Here is a 19,444-nt window from a genome sequence, read left to right on the forward strand (position 1 = left end):
TCCTTGTATATAATGTCAGCTTAAATTTAATTTGGATGGTATGTATGTCCGCTTGGCCGCCTGAACCACAAAATGAAAATCAAAAACCAAATAACCAACCGAACGGAAAAGAATGGCAAATTTTAGAAAAAGCTGTTCTCGCATCTGTAGAAGAACAGAGACGTGCAAGACGTTGGGGAATCTTTTTTAAATTTCTTACTTTCGCATATCTGTTGTTTATAGTTTTGGTCATGGGGAAAAGTTGTTCAACGACTTCCACTGATAGTGCGGTGTCATCACAGCATATTGCTACAGTCGATATTGTAGGAACGATTGCTGCAGACCAGCAAAGTGTGAATAGTGCAGATACGATCAAAGGTTTGAAAAAAGCATTTGAAAGCAAGCAATCGCAAGCTGTTGTTTTAAATATTAACTCTCCGGGTGGATCTCCAGTTCAGTCTGATGAAATTTGGCAAGAGATCCAATATTTAAAGTCGGTTTATAAAGATAAAAAACTTTATGCATTAATTGGTGACACAGGTGCTTCAGGTGCTTATTACATAGCGTCTGCAGCGGATGAAATTATTGTTAATCCATCAAGTTTAGTCGGCTCAATTGGCGTCATTATGCCAAACTATGGAGTGAGTGGTTTGATGCAAAAACTTGGCGTTGAAGATCGCACCATGACTTCAGGTGAGAACAAAGCATTATTGTCGATGACACAACCAGTTGATCCTGCACAACGTGCACACGTACAAGGTGTATTGGATAATGTTCATCAACATTTTATTGATGCAGTCAAAAAAGGTCGTGGCAATAAATTGAAATCGCAAGACCCTGCTATATTTTCAGGTTTGTTTTGGACTGGTGAGCAGGCTGTGAAGCTCGGTATTGCAGATCGGATTGGCAGTATTCACACACTGAAACGCGAATTAAAAGTCGAAAAAACGGTAGATTATACTATTCAACGTAGCCCCTTTGATTCTGTGCTTGGACGACTTGGAAGTGAAATTGGTCAAGGTTTTGCTTCTTCAATTTCCAAGCAGATTCAATCTGAGCAGGTGAATCGAATCCAATGAAACCATTGATCCATTTTGCTCATGCCAACGGGGTTCCATCGAAAGTTTATCAAAAATTTTTTGATGCTTTGTCTGATCAATTCGATGTGATTTATACGACCAATCTTGGTGTTGATCAACGTTATCCTGTAGATCAACACTGGGAAAGTATGACACAGCAAGTGATTGATAATATTGTTCAGAAATCCCATGGTCGTAAAGTGATTGGTATCGGGCACTCCTTAGGAGGAGTTTTGACGTTCAAAGCTGCGTTGAAATGCCCAGAACTTTTTAGTCAAACTATTCTTCTCGATCCACCTCTTATTATGGGGCTAGAATCATTTGCTATGCATATTGCAAAGTCTTTGAAGTTAAAAGCAGTGGATCAAATGTCGCCAGCGGCATTGTCTAAACGTCGACGTGATCATTGGGATAGTCGAGAGCAAGCTGCAACATTACTTCGACCCAAAGCATTATATGCAGCATTTGATGAGCAATGTTTTAATGACTATATTCTATTTGCATTAGTTGAAGATCCAACGCGTGGCGGCGTTGAATTGGCGATTCCAAAATCTATTGAAGTGGATATTTTTAGAACCAATCCTTCATTATGGTGGCTGCCTCAACCTAAGCTTAAAGTTCCAAGTCAATTAATTGTTGCTTCTGAAGGTCCATTCTTAGCACGTAAATTCCCTCATAAAGTGAGGAAAAAGTTTGGTGTGCCTTTTAGTATTTTTGAAGGTGGACACATGTTCCCACTTGAACATCCTGAGCAATTGGCTGCGCATTTAAAAACTATTTTGACGCCACTAAAAAACGCAGCCTAAGCTGCGTTTTTTAAATCAAATATGACAGAACTGTATTGGATCTTTCAAAATTTGATTTTTATAGTGCACGCCTTCGGATGTGACTTGAATGGTTTGATTACAAATCCATTCTACAACTTGAGGATAAATTAAATGTTCAAGTTGATGTACACGATCAGCTAAAGATGCAACATTATCATGGTGCGACACTTTGAGTACGCCTTGAGCAAGTGCTTGACCTGCATCTAGTTCTGCAGTGACATAATGTACTGTACATCCATGCCATAAATCACCAGTATTTAATACACGTTGATGTGTATGCATTCCTTTGTAATTTGGCAGTAGAGAAGGGTGGATATTGATCATTTTACCCTCCCATGCTTTAACGAACTTAGCACTTAAAATACGCATAAAGCCCGCTAAAACTACAAGATCAGCTTCCCAGTCGAGCAGTTGCTGATGCATAACATCATCAAACGTTTCACGGTCTGGGAAGTTTTTGTGTTCAATCACTGCAGTTGCAATGTTGGCATGAGTAGCACGCTCAAGTGCGTAAGCATCAGGTTTATTCGAGATCACACCGACAATTTGACCTGAAAGGTTTGCATCAATTAATGCTTGTAGGTTTGATCCGTTACCAGATACTAAAACAGCAATTTTAATCATGTTTTAACAATAAACTGATTAAGCGAAGATCACACGAATTTTTTCGTCTGCACCTTCGACAGATTCAGCATTGTCAACAATGTGGCCCATTGTCCATGCTTTTTCACCGAGTTGATTTAAGAATTCAACTGTTTTATCAGCTTCAGCAGCATCAACAACTAGAACCATACCTACGCCACAGTTGAATGTGCGGTACATTTCAAATTGTTCTACACCACCTTCACGTTGAAGAAGTTTGAACAGCTCAGGCCATTCCCAAGAAGATTCGTTTACTACAGCTTGGGCACCATTTGGTAATACGCGAGGTAAGTTACCTGGTAAACCGCCACCTGTGATGTGTGCCATCGCGTGAACATCAACCTGTTTGAGAAGCTCTAAAATAGGTTTAACGTAGATACGAGTTGGCTCCATTGCAACATCAGCAAGTGGACGACCATCAACAATTTGAGTTAAATCAACATTTTTTACATCTAAAATTTTACGAAGAAGAGAGTAGCCGTTAGAGTGTGCGCCGCTTGAAGCAACACCAACTAATACATCACCAGCTTTAACTTTAGAGCCATCAATAATTTTACTATGTTCTACAACACCTACACAGAAACCAGCTAAATCGTAATCTTCACCTTCATACATGCCTGGCATTTCAGCAGTTTCACCACCGACCAACGCACATCCAGCAAGTTGACAACCTTGACCGATACCTGTCACTACATTTGCTGCGACATCAACATTGAGGTGACCAGTTGCGTAATAATCAAGGAAGAAGAGTGGTTCAGCACCACAGACAAGTAAATCGTTCACACACATTGCAACCAAATCCTGACCAATTGTGTCATGACGGTTTAAATTCAATGCTAAACGTAATTTTGTACCAACACCGTCTGTGCCAGATACGAGAACAGGTTCTTCATAACCTTTAGGAATTTTACAAAGTGCACCGAAGCCACCAAGACCGCCCATTACTTCAGGACGAGTCGTGCGTTTAGCGACAGATTTGATACGATCGACTAACGCGTCGCCCGCCTCAATGTCGACACCTGCATCTTTGTAGCTTAAACCAGTGTTTGGGGTAGAAGTTGAGTTGCTCATATTGAAGTCTCCGCATTCGCGCGGGGATTATAACCCGAATATACGAAACTCTTATGTTATTTATGCACTAAAATGTTATCTTTACTAAAATATTTTCCTTTACATAACGAATAATCTTAAAAAAGGCGAGTTTCTATGGTAGATCGTACCCTACGCCGTGTTTTTATCCTTGCAGGGATAGCTTTATTTCTCTGGATTTTATACTTATTAAAACCGGTCGTAATCCCATTTATTGGTGCATTTTTAATAGCTTATCTTTTCAGTCCATTGGTTGATCGATTGCATAAGATAGGTTTACCTCGTTGGTTGTCTATCAGTTTGGTATTTGTTGGTATTGGTGTCGTGATCACATGGGCAATGTGGTATTTGGTTCCATTAATTTGGGAACAGCTGATGTATGCTAAATCCAGTATCCCGAAAGTAGTTCATTGGGTAAATTATAGCTTCTTACCGTGGTTATCAGATACTTTCAATATAGTGCCACTAGAATTAGATGTAGATCAGATTTCAGCAGCTGTTATGGAGTATGTTCAAACCAATTATAGTGCTGACAGTATCCAAGCGATGGCACTCAAATTGGCACAATCTGGTCTGAATTTTATTCAGATTGGTGGGACAATTGTACTGATTCCAATTATTGCATTTTATTTCCTCTTAGATTGGGATCGAATGCTCAATAGTTTGCGTCGACTCATTCCACGTCCTTATGAAGCTTCAACGCTTGAAATCGTAGGTGAATGCCATAGCGTACTAGGTGCATTTGTAAAAGGACAATTCCTCGTGATGATCCTTTTGGGGATTGTTTATGCTGTTGGTTTACAACTGATTGGTCTGGAAGTTGGTTTGATTATTGGCATGATTGCAGGCTTGGCAAGTATCATCCCATATTTAGGATTTGCAGTAGGAATTATTGCTGCTGTGATAGCAACTTTCTTCCAATTTGGTATGGATTGGACTCAACTCCTTTTAGTTGCAGTGGTGTTCATGGTAGGGCAAGCTGTTGAAGGTTATGTGCTTCAGCCATTCTTATTGGGAGATAAAATTGGTCTTTCTCCAGTAGCGGTCGTATTCGCTGTATTGGCTGGTGCACAATTGGCTGGTTTCTTGGGTATGTTGATTGCATTACCTGTTGCAGCTGTAATAGTGGTACTGCTCCGACATGCACGTGACACTTATGAAAGGAGTACAATTTATGGTACGCCACCTGTTGCCGTAGCTGATCATGGTGGTGGTGAAATTACAATCCAAACCGATCAGGTTGATATTGAGCTTGATCTCAAACCACAATCAATCAATAATCAACAAGATATTGCAACATCTGAAAAAATCGATGTGCAGAAACAAAATAAAGAACCTTAAGGTGACCAAGCATTTATGCGGCAACTGCAACTTGATATAGAACCTCAACTTGATGCACGGATCAGTGATTTTTCCGGCCCAGGTTGGGGACCCGTCATTGATGCAGTTCGCCAACTTCATGCTGGATTAATGAATCGATTTTATCTTTATGGCGGGGCGGGCACAGGTAAGAGTCACTTATTAACTGCAATATGTGACTCATATCTAGATGTGGGGAAATCTGCAATTAAAGTGTCATTGCTAGAATTGCTCGATGCTCCAATTGAGGCGATTACTTCATTGGATCGTTATGATTTGGTCGCACTAGATGATATTGAAGCGATCAGTGGTGTACCGCATTGGCAAAAAGCGGTATTTCACTTAATAAATAATAATAATGATGGTGGAGGACAACTAGTCTTTTCATCTAGATCTGCGCCAATTGAACTGAAACTTGAATTACCAGATCTTCAGTCGAGATTAACTCAAGCGGTGAGTGTTAAAGTGCCAACAGGTCAATCCTATGCTGACCGCTATGCCTTATTACATTCTGTGTTAGATCGTAAAGGTGTGCATTTTGATCCTTTAATTATTGATTATCTGCTGACCAATGGCCCGATACAGACCAGTACCTTATTACAAACGGTTGATCAATTATCAAAGTTACTACAGGGTGAAAAAGTTAAGCTATCCAACGCAACCCTTAAGCAAATCTACGCGCTCATCGATCAGTATAGTGCTTAAATGCTTTTTAAATGTTATTCAAAACTCAAAATGTAGACTTTATCTGAACTCGGCAATTTTTTACTTAAAAATAATTGAGAATTCTAAAAATTTGTGACAGATTAGTCAAAATGGACAAATAGCGCTACATAATTAAAGTTCGCTACTTAAAAAAATAAAGAAAAATTAAGGAGATGGTAATGCTCAGACGGGGCTTAGGTCTTGTATTGTTGTGTGCAACAGGGCATGTATTCAGTGCAGATATTGTGGTTACGACCACTGAAGATATCACCAAAAATGATGATCAATGTTCGTTGCGTGAAGCAATTGAATATATTAATCAGGGTAAACCTGAAGCAGGTCTCAATGGCTGTGGTGGTAAAGATGCCACAGATAATATTATCTTATCTACGAAAGAATATCTCCTAAACGAGCAAGTTCGCATCTCTAAACCGATGGTTTTTAGAACGCAGTATGAAACTACCATTGTCGACGATATTCCTGGTACAAAAAATGCCGTCATAACAATGAAGGGTACTGATAGAATTTTCCATATTGAGCGAATTCGTCCTAAAGCTGATGATGAAATTAGAGATGCTGCAATTGGTGTGGAATTTTACGAAATTACCTTGCAAGGTTGTGCCGCAACAGTATGCAAAGACAAAGGTGGGTTAATTCTCAATTATGAACGGCTAAAATTTGATAAAAGCCATCTTATCAATGGCAAAGCGAATTTTGGCGGTGCGATTTATAATGTTGAATCATTTATTGAATCCGAAACCAGCAAAATTCGTTCCGCGCGAGTGAATTTAGTTAATTCGTTATTGGAAAACAATCAAGCACAACAAGGTGCTGTTTTGTATAGTGAATATCCTGATTTTGACATTAGTGCTTCTGTTATTAAAGGTAATAAAACAACAGATTCAGAAGGTTTCGCAATCTATAGCCATAAAGTGTTGAGTGAAGACGAAACTAAGGTGACCAATCTCAATTATGCCAAAGTGACTAATTCAACAATTTTTAATAATAAGGGCTATATTATCAATGTGAAGGATGGTATTGCGCTTAATAACAATACGCTGGTCTTTAATGATTTTGGCTTGGTTTTTAATGCACCGTTTAAGAAGGCATCGCTTACTAACAATATAATTGCAAAAAATGGCAATCGAGACTGCCGTGTAGAGACTGCAATCGATCAATCAAATTTAAACAATAATTTATATGGTTTTGGTTGTGAGGGCACAGCTTCAGAAAAACTGGGCGAGCGCACATTATTAGCTGGGACTGATGTAGAAGGTGAATGTGATGTTAATTCATCTGGCATTTTATGTCCGTTCAAAGTCTATTCTGGCTATGCTTTAGGATATTTCCGTCCAAGAGTGTTGCCTAGTTATCGACAATTGACAGATTCTCCGATCATTAATCGTGGACCAGATTCAAATGGTACATCATGTGAAACAGTTGATCAGCGTGGCAACGCACGTAAGGATCGTATTTTGTGTGATCGAGGCGCAATCGAACTTATTCAGTCAAGTACGTCTTCAGGCAGATTTGGCAAGGATATCTTTTACGGAGAGATTGTTAAGTTAAATATTAATGATTTTCTAGGAGATGGTGAGCTAATACCTGCTAGTCAATGTGATGCCTTAGTCGGACCTCATCCGAAAAAAGAAGAATGGCAAGCGGGCTGTATGATCATCCAACAAAATAACTCTCCTAGTAAAGGTAAAGCTGAACTACTCCAAAATGGAGAGTTTACGTATACACCTCAAGGGAATTGGCACGGAACTGATGATTTTAAAGTTTTGGTCGTTGTATCTACACGTCAGTTAAATGAGTCAATGAATCCTTATATCGAAATTCCAACTGTCATTAAACAAGACCCCAGAGATACTTATACAAGCGATAAAGTAAAAACTTCTGGTGGGGGGCTAGGTCTAATCTCCGTATTAGGTCTGATGACTTTAATCGCGATACGTAGAAAAAAATAATAAGGTAACCGTATGTTGAAAAGTAGAAAAGCTTTTTTGACCTTAGCAGTCCTTTCTGCAATGTCATTGATGGCTGCTGAAGATACAATAATTTATGTCACTACCTTTGATGATGAAGACGGTACTAATGATGCAAAGTGTTCACTCAGAGAAGCGTTGACGGCTGCTTCGACTAATCGAGCTTATGGAGGTTGTGCTAAAGGTAATACGGATCGAGTACAAACTGACATTATTCAGCTTGAAGCTGGTACCTATAGCTTGAATGCAGAGCTTCAGCCAACTTCTTCAGTGATTATTAGGGGTAAAGAGCCTGTCGATTATTCCAAACCGAATGTCATTTCAAATAGTTATCCTGCGCAAACTAAAATTCAAACTATAATTAATGGTCAAAATACATATCGCATTTTTAATACGACCAATCTAAATCGACCGAGTTTGAGTTTAAGAAATATAGAGCTGAGAAATGGTAAATCATCTACCAACGGTGGCGCTTTGCTATTGGGAGGCGAGACTGATTTATATAATGTAAATATCACTAGCTCTTCTGCATTAAGAGGTGGAGCGATATTTTTGAATGACAGTGATAGCTCTTTAAGTTATTCGGTCGGGTGGGTGAGTGGTAATACAGCTCAGCAAGGCGCTGTTATAGCGATGTCTTGTTTGGATAATCTTGTGTTCACACGTCGTAAGATTGATTTATCCCGTATGTCTATTACCGAAAATGGAAATACAGCTTCAAACAGTTTATTCTCATTTTGTGGTGAACCTACAACTCAATTGCAAGCAAATACAATATCTTCCAATGTATTAAATACTACACAAGGTCAAATTTTTCAATTTAGTGATCGTTTAACAGATGGGGGTCAAATAAATTTGAGTCCCAATTCTATTTTGAAGCTCGATAGTAATACGATTATCGCGAATACCGCGCGATCTGTGCTTTGGTATGGAAATACAGGTGCAAAAGCCTTAAATCATAATGTGATAGGTTTTAATCAGGCTAAAGCCTGTATATATAGTCACGGTGATGTGAGCCAAGTTGAGTCAGCAGGTATTGAATTATTGGCAAATGCTATTCCACTGAGTAATCCATCTATAGACTGTGATCTACCAGCAAAAGCGTCAGAAAATGCACAAAAAAATAGTCTTGATGTTAGTCAATTGAGTATCAATGATCTGTTTTCAACATCGTTACCAGTTAATGATGAGAATACTAACTTTCATCCTGTCTTTTTTCCGAAGATTAATTCGAGTGGTACAGATTTAGTTGATTTTGGTACTGATGGTTGTTCGCTGCTTGATCAACGAGGTATTAATCGGATTGGATTAGACTCACTCAACAGTTTAGATGCGACTCCCAATACTTGCGATATTGGTGCAATAGAAACCTTAAAGTTGACTGTTTCCAATTTAAGTAAAGCAAATGAATCACTGGTTCAGATAAAGAAATCAACTGAGAATAGAATTAAAGCATTCGAAGATGCTATTGCCGATCCTGAAACCAAAGAAGAAGTGATTGATTATTATAATAAGGAGCTCACCGATCAAAAAGCATTTTTGAATGAGTTAAATAATCTTAATCAATATCGTCCAATTTTGTTCGATCCATTTAAATTGAATTTACCGGATGAAATTGTTTCTCCTGATGGTACGGTGCGAAAAATTGAGCATCTTAATGTTGATAATTATGATGTCAAAGTTGAGGTTGTGGGAGTTGGGAAATTAGATATCGATAAAACGTTCTTAGGTAAGTTTGATGAGCGGTTGAAATGTGAGTGGAAACCGCAGCTTAAGCAAATAGTCATGTATAGAACAGATGGTCGCATAACACCGAGTGGAGACTCTGAATTCTGTACATATACGCTTACTTCAAAAAGCGACAGTAAAAAAACATCAAGTGCATATTTAATTGGTAATTTTATCAATATCGTGCCAACTGTTCCTGAACGTGTGGAATATACAATCAATCCAAAAAAATCGACTCAAATCAGTGTAAATTTACTGGCTGAAGCGAGTGATGCTGGTGATGGCAACAGAAATGCAATCAATCCTCCAAATAAAAAGGAGTTTTACCATAATGCTAATGGGGATGAGGTATCAATTTATTTTGCAAGAGTACCGAATCCCGTTTCAATTATCGCAGATCGGGTAGAGCCATGTGCTAATGACCGTTTTAAAAAGTGCTATGGTGGAAACATTCGAGTTCAGTTGAACAATAATTTGGATGTCTTTTCCTATGATCTTAAGTACTCAGTATTGGACGCAGACGGCGCTTCATCAGGTGAGGGAACATTAGCTGTTCTAAATACGGAAACAGGGCCTGGAAGTTCTCGTACGAGTGGAGGGGGTAGCCTAGGTGGGTTTGGGCTTTTAGGACTCATTGGTTTAAGTTGGCTTAGAATGAGAAAATCTAAACCTCATTAATAAAAAAGCCAGCATTTGCTGGCTTTTTTTGTGTTTGATTTTGTGTAATATTTTGCAAAAAATTAGTATATTTTGAACAGTTTATTGCTACATTTGAAGATTGCTGATTACTTTCTTAAATTACACCAATGTCATCTTTTAATGAGCTTATACCCTTAAATCAAATTGAAGTTAATCCTTCGGATTTGCTCTCAATTAAGAGGCATGATCTTGTTCCTTTATTGACTGATTCGTCTAAACTTAATTTATATGCTGAACATATTGTGCAGGCACAAAATGCTCTATTGGTAGGTATAGACCCCACTTTAAATAAAAAATTAAGCGAAACAATTTCAGATATTATTCAAAAATTGAATCAATCCAAAAAGAAATTAAAACAAAAAAAATTTAATGCTCTCCAAAAGTGGTTAGGTCTGGATTTGGAGTTCGGTGCGGGTCAAATTTCTTATATTCGTGATTTAGATAGACTCATTCTAGATGCTGATCAGCTGTCCCAACGTATTCACATTGAAATCGAAAAGTCTAGTTCTCGATTTCAGCAAGCAGTTGGTTTAAGAGAGCAAATGGCGCGCTACATTCAAGCAGCAAGACAATTTTTAACAGAATACACAGATTTTTCTCATCATCGCCATCCACTCGATAACTTTGAGGAGCGATTGGCTAAAAAAATACAAACATTAGAGTCGGTACAAGCAAACAATGATATTTCTCTCATGCAAATGCAATTGACTCAACAACTTTCATTAACTCTGACGGATCGTTTTCGTGAAGCGCAGCAAGTATTAATCCCAGCTTGGCAATATCATCTTGAGCAAACTCAAATTAAAAATGGCGCAGTCGATATTGAAAAGTTAGATCAAAGTCGCGAACAACTGATTCGATCTCTAAAAAAATCACTAATTAAAGAATAAGGTGTGTTATGTCTGATTTTCCAATTCAAAAGAAAAATGAATCCTTAAGCTTAATCTCTACGGAGGAAAAGTTTTCCAAGTTAGATTTAAAAGAAATTGGGTTGACGACGTCAGACCTTGCAGCAGTCGAATCAGTTCACCAAGAACTAGCTGATATGAATCATGCTACGGTTGCTGAATATGGGAAAAATATCGCGACTAAAACAGCGACTTATACGGATGAATTACTGGATCTAGTTAAAAATAAAGATTTGGATGCAACAGGTCAAAAGTTAAATGAAGTCGTTACAGTGGCTCAACAGCTCAATACAAACAGTATTTTAAGTCCTGCTAAAAGTTCAGGCTTCTTGGGTAGTATCTTAAATCGATTTAAGGGTGCTAAACAGAGTTTTGATCAAAAGTTCAATACCACTAAAGAACAAATAGATGCTTTAGTTAAAGAAATTGAAACCTCTCAACAAGGGTTAAAAGACCGTGTAAATACATTGGATCGTATGTTTGATGGTGTGCAGGACGAATATAAACAATTAGGGGTTTATATTGCTGCAGGGAAAATTAAACAACAAGAAGTTCAGGAGCAAATAGCTGAATTAAGTACGCTAGAACAAGATGCGCAAACTAATCAAAAAATCTACGACTTAAATCACTTAGCAAACAACTTGGAAAAAAGAGTGAGTGATTTACAGGTATTGCAACAATCTGCGATGCAGACATTACCGATGATTCGAATTATTCAATCAAATAATTCAATGTTGGTTGATAAGTTTTATGCGATAAAAAATATCACGCTTCCTGCCTGGAAAAATCAAATTAGTTTAGCGATTTCATTACAGGAACAAAAAAATAGCGTCCAATTGGCTAATACTATTGATGATGCGACGAATGAGTTACTTAAACGAAATGCAGATTTATTACACCAGAACTCAGTAGATACTGCTCGAGCAAATCAACGCTCAGTGATTGACATTGAAACACTTGAACATGTTCAAAATACCCTCATTAAAACAGTGAATGATGTTATTAGTATTCAGAAAGAAGGGATGCAAAAACGTGAAGAGGCATCAATCCGTATTAAGGCTTTGCAAGGAAATCTTCAACAACTTGTTTTGGATTCGAGTCAAAATCAGCCAAAACACTAATTTCTTGAGGTTTAAATTTGAATAAAACCAATGAATATCTTGTGGCGCAGACTGAGATTCAGAAAAGATTGCCTGAATTGTACAAACGAAATCGCATACTTAATTTATGGGGATTTTTGAGTACCAGTGTACTCATTATTTCAGTTGTGTCGCTTTTTATTCATCAGGACATGATTTATGGTTTTATGGGTATGAGTGAAACTGTTCAGCAGCTTCATTTGCCACATAGTTTAGATGAAGTCGTAAACGTGTACCAACATCAGCCTGACTATTTTTTTAATTTGATATCTTGGTTAGGTTGGTTCATTCTAAAAGTATTTAGCTCAGTCATTGGTGCTTTTTTTATCGTTCATTTTTTAAAGAAAATACGTTTTTTCTATGTGCGCTTTCAATCATTTGTACTTAAGTTTGTTGGTTGGTTAATTGCTGTCATTTTAATTTGGTCAGGTTTGACCTATGTTCAATATGACTTGAATGATGAGTCGTTGGAACAACAATATCAATTAAGTCATTATGATAAATCGATTCACGAAAGTCAGATTGCTGTCATCATGACTGAACAACAGGTCAATCCAATTATACAAGCCTACGTCCTTGCGCAAGTGGCTTTGATTCACAAACCTGAAGATACCAAGCTAGCAACTACATATTTAGCTCGACTTGCGCAAGCTGAAAGAAATGAAAAACAGTTTGTCGAATATGGTTTTAATGCAGAGCAGTTATGGTCAATGCAGCAACAAGTTTATGGTCAATCTATTACTCCTTGGGCAAAAGCGATAGATCATCGAGCAAATCAGGCACGACAAATTTCAGAAGTCGTCAAGATGATATTAATGGTGTTCTCAGCCATCATGTTATTGTTAATGCTTATTTTCTTTGGATTAGCTCGTAGTTTTAAAAGCAGAATTCAAACGATCACTCAACGTTTGGAGATATAGTTAAAGTTTGTACTGTTACGATCATCATAAAAGAATCATTCATTCTTAATTGGATGATTTTTTAATTCAATTTTTCGATAGTCTTTATGTAAATTAACTGTTTTACCTATTTTTGTATTTCTTCTAATATAGCTTTATCAAATAAATATTACTCCTTTGGAGACGTTAGCAATGTTAGATCAAAATACTTCAGCTCAATTAAAAACGCTTTTAGAACGCCTTGAAGGTCCAATCGAATTGGTTGCGACTTTAAATGATTCAGACAAATCCGCAAAAATCAAAGAACTTGTGGAAGAAGTGGCTGCACTTTCTCCATTCGTCACAGCTCGTTTTGATGGTCAAAATAAACGTGCGCCGAGCTTTGGTATTGCAAAAGCAGGTGAAGAACCGCGTGTCTTCTTTGCAGGCTTACCAATGGGTCATGAGTTCACTTCTTTGATTTTGGCATTGCTACAAACTTCTGGTTATGCACCAAAAGTATCTGATGAAGTATTGGCATCCATCAAAGCTTTAGAAATCAAATCTGACTTTGACGTATTCGTATCTTTAAGCTGTCATAACTGTCCAGATGTGGTTCAAGCACTTAACTTGATCGCAATCTACAACCCTGGCACAACAGCAACCATGATTGATGGTGCATTCTTCCAAGACGAAGTTGAAGAACGCAAAATCATGGCTGTCCCAATGGTGTTCCAAGACAACGAACATATCGGTCAAGGTCGTATGACATTGGAAGAGATTGTTGCGAAGCTCGATACTAATTCTGCTGCGAAAGATGCTGAAAAGCTCAATGCCAAAGATGCATTTGACGTGCTTGTGATCGGTGGTGGTCCTGCAGGTAACACATCTGCAATCTATGCCGCTCGTAAAGGTATCCGTACGGGGATCGTTGCTGAGCGCATGGGTGGTCAAGTCATGGACACCATGGATATTGAAAACTTCACATCAGTGCAAAAGACGCAAGGTCCTAAGTTTGCGGCTGAAATGGAAGCACATGTTCGTGAATACGGTGTCGACATCATGAACCTACAACGTGTGTCTGACATCAAAGGTGCGGATGAAACTGCCAACGGTTTAGTTGAAGTGACTTTAGAGAATGGTGCAAAACTTGAATCGAAAACGGTCATCCTGTCTACAGGTGCTCGTTGGAGAGAAATGAATGTACCAGGTGAGCAAGAATACAAAACACGTGGTGTTGCGTACTGCCCACACTGTGATGGTCCATTATTCAAAGGCAAACGTGTGGCTGTGATCGGTGGTGGTAACTCTGGTGTTGAAGCGGCAATTGACCTTGCGGGTATTGTTGAGCATGTCACTTTAGTTGAGTTTGATACTAAGCTGCGTGCTGACCAAGTACTTCAAGATAAATTGAACAGCTTGCCAAATACCACTGTCATCAAAAATGCGTTGTCTACGGAAGTGGTCGGTGATGGCAAACAAGTGACTGCACTGAAATACAAAGATCGTGCGACGGATGAAGAACACACAGTCGAATTGGCGGGGATCTTCGTACAAATCGGTTTGTTACCCAACACGGATTTCTTAAAAGAAACTCAAGTTGAGTTAACCAACCGTGGTGAGATTGTGATTAACGATCGCAACGAAACCAATGTAAAAGGTGTATTTGCTGCGGGTGACTGTACAACAGTACCTTATAAACAAATCATCATTGCCACTGGTGAAGGCGCGAAAGCATCACTGTCAGCGTTTGATTACATCATTCGTTCTGGACAGTAGTTCAATCATATTCTTTAAATAAGAAGTTCTTAGTTTTGTAGTTTACAGAGGTTGAAGATGCTAACACTTCAGCCTCTTTTTTTTGTAATCATTCCCTTGCTTTATATTATTTGTTAAATCAAATATATATTTTATTTGTAATTTTATTTCACAATAAATGGGTGTTTTGTGTAACAGGACCTGTTTATCGTGTCTGTTTTTTGTTTAAATATTAAGAAATTCTTTAGCCTTACTAAATTATAAAAGACAGATAATAACCATGCTTGCCAACATCTTTTCGGCATTGGAACAGCTCGGCCTAACCGCCCAAAACAGAGCCCTCCACATCCAATTCAGTCATTCACAACTGAATAGCCAAGTCTTCCTACAACGCATCGATGGCAGCCATGCCCTTAACGAAGGCGTGCAAGCAGAACTCATCTGTCTCTCGACCAATGCCTTAATTCCACTCAAACAATTCATCGGCACACAAGTGGCCGTCGATCAAGTCACCGATCAAGGAACCCTGTTTAGAACCACTGGCATCATTACCGAAGCCTCACAAGGACAAAGCGATGGGGCACTGACCCTCTACAAACTCACGCTCAACGATGCAACAAACTTGTGGCACAAACGCCGCAACAGCCGCGTATTTATGAACAAATCCGTGGTCGAAGTGGTGGAAATTCTCTTTGAAGAATGGCAAAACAAAAGCCCACTCTTTGCCTCTAGCCTCAGCCTAGACCACAGTGGATTGCAACAACAATACGACATCCGACCCTTCATCATGCAAAGCAACGAAAGCGACTACGACTTTCTGACTCGCTTACTACGCAGTGAAGGCATTAACTGGCTCATTGATGAAGCCCAACCGATTGTACCGAGCAACAACAGCCCGATTGAAGCACAAAAGCTCCGCCTGATTGACGACAACAGCCAATACCAAGCCCTTAACCGACGCAACATCCGCTACCACCGTAGTGATGCGACAGAACAATTTGATACCATCACCAGCTTTATCGGACAACGTAGCCTACAACCCACCGCAGTCCACCTACAACGCTGGCAAGCCACAGCCCTCGAACAAGAAGAAGGCGCAGGCTCAGTCCAAAGCAAACACCAACACAGTGACCACCAAGACAATGCCAGCCTAGGCCTCGAACAAGCATGGCACATCAGCCCTGCATGGATCCAAGACCTCAAAGGCGAAGACCAAGCCACCGCCTCAGGTAACGGCCAAGTTGAAAAACTCAACCAACACCTCAGCGACTACTACGCTGGACAAAGCAAACAATTCATCGCCAAAGCCAGCGTCAGAGACAGCCAAGTCGGCTACTGGTTCAAACTCGATGGCCATCCAGAAATTGAACAACACAGCGGAGTTGATCAAGAATTCCTCATTGTTGGCAAACGCTACTACAACCAAAACAACCTACCCAAAGACTTAGACCAACAAGTCCAACAACTGCTACAACGCAGCCAATGGACGCCAAAACACAAGACAAACACCAACCAAGCAACCCACAAGGATCAAGAACGCCAAGCCAGCGAACTCATCCTACAACGACGCAACATCAAAACCGTACCCGAATACAACCCACTACAACATCGACCTAGCACCCATCCGCAACGCGCCAAAGTGGTGGGACCTGCAGGAGAAGAAATCCATGTCGATGAATGGGGACGCATCAAAGTACGCTTCCTATTTACCCGAGCAGAAGACCACCAATTTGATGGCGGTGCCGGCAGTAACAACAACGACACCGATTCAGCTTGGGTCGATGTACTGACCCCATGGGCGGGCGAAGGCTATGGCGCACGCTTCCTTCCTCGAATCAATGAAATCGTGGTCATCGACTTCTTTGACGGCAACATCGACCGTCCCTTTGTGGTGGGCCGCCTACATGAAGCCCAACGCAGCCCAACCCGATTTGACAGTCAAGGCCAATTGCCGGACACCAAAAAACTCGCAGGGATTAAAAGTAAAGAAGTCCAAGGCGAAGGCTATGGACAACTCCGCTTTGATGACACCACAGGACAAATCTCCACCCAACTGCAAAACACCCACGGGGCGAGCCAACTCAACCTAGGGAATCTCAGTCATCCCAAAGCAACAGCAGAAAGTGAAGGACGCGGCGAAGGCTTCGAACTCAGAACTGACCAATGGGGTGCAGTACGAGCGGGCGAAGGCATACTCATCTCCACCTACAAACAAGAACAAGCCAAAGCAAACCATCTCGATGCAAGCGAAGCCAAACAACAACTCGAAAGTAGCTTAAACAACGCCAAAGCTTTGAGTGAAGTGGCACAAAATCAACAAACTGATCCACTGAGCTTACTCGAAAACCTACAGGGCTATCTCAAGAACTTAGAGAGCGAAGACCAAAGCAAAGCCGCGGCTTTTAAACAAGCGATCATGCTCTTGGCTTCACCAAGTTCAATTGCCGTAGAAAGTAACGAAGACATCCACCTCAGTGCAGATGGGCAGATCAACCAGATTGCGCAAGGAAGCATTAACACCAGCACGCAAGACAGCATCATCGGACATGCCAGCAAAAAGATCAGCTTATTTGCCGCGCAAGAAGGGGCACGAGTCTATGCAGGCAAAGGCAAGATCGAGATTCAAGCTCAAGGGGATGGTGCTGATCTGATTGCAAGAAAGGGTGTGCAGATTATTTCCACGGAAGATCGAATTGAAATTAAAGCGGCAAAAAAAATAGTGTTGATCGGTGGTGGCTCACAGATTGAAATTAGCAGTTCGGGAGTTTTACCGACCACAGCTGGTAAGTTTGAGGTTAAGGCAGGGCAGCATCAATTTGTGGGGGGAGCAAAGGTGCCGTTGAATTTTCCACTCATGCCAAATGAAATAAGACAACAGATTGCAATTAAATATCATGATGATGAGCCTGTTAAAGGTGTAAACTTTAAAATGAAATACGCAAATGGTCAGATATTTTCAGGTGTGACTAATGATGAAGGGATAGCTGATATAAGAGATGCGCCTGATGGTGAAGCAGAGATTATTTTTGGGGAAGATGCTAGATCTTATGAAGTTGTAGCACAAGCAGAAGAAAATATTAATTTTAAAGCAGATTGGAACATCTCAGATCTAGAAGAATCATACCAACAAGCACTTAAGGATTCTAAAAAATGAGTGCAGAAAATAAAATAGCTATAATTCAAATTGGTTCAGAGCTTTGGTCGAATACCAAGGCTGCCGGCAGTTGGGTAGGTGGAGCCTTACAAGGTGAATTTAACGAAAAATCAACTTTAGGTCAGATCGTATTTGATGCAGTTATTAGTATGTTTCCTGTCGCAGGTGAAGCCACAGCTGTTAGGGATTTAATCGCTATTTCAAATCGCATGGCAGGTAGTGAACAAGAGAAAAATAAAGTCCTGAACTGGGTTAGTATTATTTTGTGTTTATTGCCACTCATTCCAATATTTGGTGGTGTGTTAAAAGGTATTGGGCGCTTACTCATTACTGTGATTAAAGATGCCAGTAAAGCCGCAGAAGTAGCAATTGCAATTTTGGCTTTTTTAAGAAAAATGGGTTATGGAGACCCAATTAAATTTATAAACGCACTTAAATTTTCAAAATACCAAACTAAAATATTATCCGAGTTTAAAAAATTTATTGCGCGATTAAAATCCTCGATTCAGTTTTTCTTATCAAAAACGAGAGTCGTTCTACCTAAGCATGTACAACAACAATTAAACTCATTTTTACCTGAGTTAGATAAGCTTGCCAAACTCGCAGATAAAATGATTCCTTCTGCAATTAAAGAGTTGGACAGTGCTTTAAATAAAGTCCGATCTGAAATGATCAACCAGATGAATAAAGCTGGTGCGAAGATAGGTGGTGGAGAAACTAAGGTTTTAACCACAGAAGCACGTTTAGCCTCTACGGCAAAAAAGACGATTGCAAGCAAAGGGCATAAACCTGCACCATTGAGTCATTATATTCATAAAGAGGGATGGCCAGATTTGAGGGCATATAAAAAAGATGGTCCCCTAGGTGAAAAAATTTTTCCAGATATTCACTCATTTAGTATTAAAGTGCCAATTCAACCTAAATTATTAAAAGCAGGTTCAAAAGTTCCACTATTTCGAGTGGTCGAAAGAGTAAATCCTAGCAAATCTGGGGGATATTGGGCAGAAAAAATGTCAGAAAATGGTAAAGCGTGGCGTTTGGACTGTGCAGTAAAAGGGGCATGGAGTACTAATGGTGCTTATGTTGTTTTAGATCATGTACCTACTATTGCTGAAATGAGAAAGTTAGGCATAAGAGTATCTGATGATTGGGATGGTTTACGTGTCTGGCGTGGAAAGATTGCAGAACAGCTTGATAATGAGAGTAGCTTAGAAAAAGGTCATCAAGCTACTAATCTGTTACTACCGGGTGGTGATATTCAAATTTTTATAAACTTTAGAGATCCTCATAATTTACCTGTTAAAGAATACATCGATAAAATCCTCAAAGAAAAACCGACAAACTGGAACGATTCAAAAATACCAACTCAAAGTGAAACAATGGTGGAGTATTTGGAAAAGCGTGAACGATCAGCGAAAATTGTACAACAAGGTCAAGTATTAAGAGGAATTTCTTCAACTACACGTGCAGGTGTTGAATATCAACAAAATAAACAGACTGAGAAGCGTTAAT

General features: G+C 39.5%; 14 protein-coding genes. 12 read left to right on the plus strand and 2 right to left on the minus strand.

The features are described 5' to 3' along the window. Nucleotides 1-44: 44 nt before the first annotated feature. Together sppA and AC1M89_RS04405 are read left to right on the plus strand one after the other, a co-directional pair. A complete protein-coding gene (sppA, locus tag AC1M89_RS04400; RefSeq protein WP_035266860.1) occupies nucleotides 45-1,058 on the plus strand; it encodes a signal peptide peptidase SppA in 1,014 nt (337 codons plus the stop codon). Then, nucleotides 1,055-1,864, plus strand: a complete 810-nt coding sequence (locus tag AC1M89_RS04405; protein WP_481613958.1) for an alpha/beta fold hydrolase — start codon at nucleotides 1,055-1,057, stop codon at nucleotides 1,862-1,864. The genes sppA and AC1M89_RS04405 overlap by 4 nt, the downstream gene beginning before the upstream one ends. A 15-nt stretch (nucleotides 1,865-1,879) precedes the next feature. Here AC1M89_RS04405 and purN read toward each other — a convergent pair whose 3' ends face one another. Next, the gene (gene purN, locus AC1M89_RS04410) at nucleotides 1,880-2,509 is read right to left on the minus strand and encodes a phosphoribosylglycinamide formyltransferase (protein ID WP_092766790.1); all 630 of its coding nucleotides are present in this window, start codon (nucleotides 2,507-2,509) and stop codon (nucleotides 1,880-1,882) included. 18 nt (nucleotides 2,510-2,527) lie between these two features. After that, entirely contained in the window at nucleotides 2,528-3,598 is a 1,071-nt protein-coding gene (gene purM / locus AC1M89_RS04415; RefSeq protein WP_481609778.1) for a phosphoribosylformylglycinamidine cyclo-ligase, read from the minus strand. Nucleotides 3,599-3,733: 135 nt separating this feature from the next. Between purM and cxpE the strand changes: the two genes are divergently transcribed. From cxpE to AC1M89_RS04465, 10 genes are all read left to right on the plus strand, one after another. Further along, entirely contained in the window at nucleotides 3,734-4,957 is a 1,224-nt protein-coding gene (gene cxpE / locus AC1M89_RS04420) for a chloramphenicol efflux transporter CxpE (RefSeq protein ID WP_481613959.1), read from the plus strand. Nucleotides 4,958-4,972: 15 nt separating this feature from the next. Then, on the plus strand, nucleotides 4,973-5,680 hold the full coding sequence (hda, locus tag AC1M89_RS04425) for a DnaA regulatory inactivator Hda (RefSeq protein WP_035266869.1): 708 nt from the start codon (nucleotides 4,973-4,975) through the stop codon (nucleotides 5,678-5,680). 179 nt (nucleotides 5,681-5,859) lie between these two features. Then, nucleotides 5,860-7,650 (plus strand): rhombotarget A, encoded by a 1,791-nt coding sequence (gene rbtA / locus AC1M89_RS04430; RefSeq protein WP_481597225.1) that lies wholly within the window; start codon nucleotides 5,860-5,862, stop codon nucleotides 7,648-7,650. Nucleotides 7,651-7,662: 12 nt separating this feature from the next. Further along, entirely contained in the window at nucleotides 7,663-10,074 is a 2,412-nt protein-coding gene (locus tag AC1M89_RS04435; protein ID WP_481608702.1) for a CSLREA domain-containing protein, read from the plus strand. Between the two features lie 128 nt (nucleotides 10,075-10,202). Continuing rightward, the gene (locus AC1M89_RS04440) at nucleotides 10,203-10,985 is read left to right on the plus strand and encodes a tellurium resistance protein (RefSeq protein ID WP_481613960.1); all 783 of its coding nucleotides are present in this window, start codon (nucleotides 10,203-10,205) and stop codon (nucleotides 10,983-10,985) included. An 8-nt stretch (nucleotides 10,986-10,993) separates the two neighbouring features. After that, the gene (locus tag AC1M89_RS04445; RefSeq protein ID WP_092766783.1) at nucleotides 10,994-12,124 is read left to right on the plus strand and encodes a toxic anion resistance protein; all 1,131 of its coding nucleotides are present in this window, start codon (nucleotides 10,994-10,996) and stop codon (nucleotides 12,122-12,124) included. 17 nt (nucleotides 12,125-12,141) lie between these two features. Next, on the plus strand, nucleotides 12,142-13,062 hold the full coding sequence (locus AC1M89_RS04450) for a hypothetical protein (RefSeq protein WP_481613961.1): 921 nt from the start codon (nucleotides 12,142-12,144) through the stop codon (nucleotides 13,060-13,062). Between the two features lie 171 nt (nucleotides 13,063-13,233). Then, nucleotides 13,234-14,799: an alkyl hydroperoxide reductase subunit F gene (gene ahpF, locus AC1M89_RS04455; protein WP_481590248.1), complete on the plus strand. Its 1,566-nt coding sequence runs from the start codon at nucleotides 13,234-13,236 to the stop codon at nucleotides 14,797-14,799. A 259-nt stretch (nucleotides 14,800-15,058) separates the two neighbouring features. Further along, nucleotides 15,059-17,932 (plus strand): type VI secretion system Vgr family protein, encoded by a 2,874-nt coding sequence (locus AC1M89_RS04460; protein WP_481613962.1) that lies wholly within the window; start codon nucleotides 15,059-15,061, stop codon nucleotides 17,930-17,932. Further along, complete coding sequence (locus AC1M89_RS04465; protein ID WP_481595895.1) at nucleotides 17,929-19,443, plus strand: hypothetical protein; 1,515 nt, start codon at nucleotides 17,929-17,931, stop codon at nucleotides 19,441-19,443. The genes AC1M89_RS04460 and AC1M89_RS04465 overlap by 4 nt, the downstream gene beginning before the upstream one ends. The last annotated feature ends 1 nt before the right edge of the window (nucleotide 19,444 follow it).

The sequence above is a fragment of the Acinetobacter sp. ANC_7635 genome, assembly GCF_056779945.1.

Coding starts and splice junctions, on each gene's coding strand:
- sppA (WP_035266860.1), top strand. CDS start 45: ATGTCCGCTTGGCCGCCTGAACCACAAAATGAAAATCAAAAACCAAAT.
- AC1M89_RS04405 (WP_481613958.1), top strand. CDS start 1,055: ATGAAACCATTGATCCATTTTGCTCATGCCAACGGGGTTCCATCGAAA.
- purN (WP_092766790.1), bottom strand. CDS start 2,509: ATGATTAAAATTGCTGTTTTAGTATCTGGTAACGGATCAAACCTACAA.
- purM (WP_481609778.1), bottom strand. CDS start 3,598: ATGAGCAACTCAACTTCTACCCCAAACACTGGTTTAAGCTACAAAGAT.
- cxpE (WP_481613959.1), top strand. CDS start 3,734: ATGGTAGATCGTACCCTACGCCGTGTTTTTATCCTTGCAGGGATAGCT.
- hda (WP_035266869.1), top strand. CDS start 4,973: ATGCGGCAACTGCAACTTGATATAGAACCTCAACTTGATGCACGGATC.
- rbtA (WP_481597225.1), top strand. CDS start 5,860: ATGCTCAGACGGGGCTTAGGTCTTGTATTGTTGTGTGCAACAGGGCAT.
- AC1M89_RS04435 (WP_481608702.1), top strand. CDS start 7,663: ATGTTGAAAAGTAGAAAAGCTTTTTTGACCTTAGCAGTCCTTTCTGCA.
- AC1M89_RS04440 (WP_481613960.1), top strand. CDS start 10,203: ATGTCATCTTTTAATGAGCTTATACCCTTAAATCAAATTGAAGTTAAT.
- AC1M89_RS04445 (WP_092766783.1), top strand. CDS start 10,994: ATGTCTGATTTTCCAATTCAAAAGAAAAATGAATCCTTAAGCTTAATC.
- ahpF (WP_481590248.1), top strand. CDS start 13,234: ATGTTAGATCAAAATACTTCAGCTCAATTAAAAACGCTTTTAGAACGC.
- AC1M89_RS04460 (WP_481613962.1), top strand. CDS start 15,059: ATGCTTGCCAACATCTTTTCGGCATTGGAACAGCTCGGCCTAACCGCC.
- AC1M89_RS04465 (WP_481595895.1), top strand. CDS start 17,929: ATGAGTGCAGAAAATAAAATAGCTATAATTCAAATTGGTTCAGAGCTT.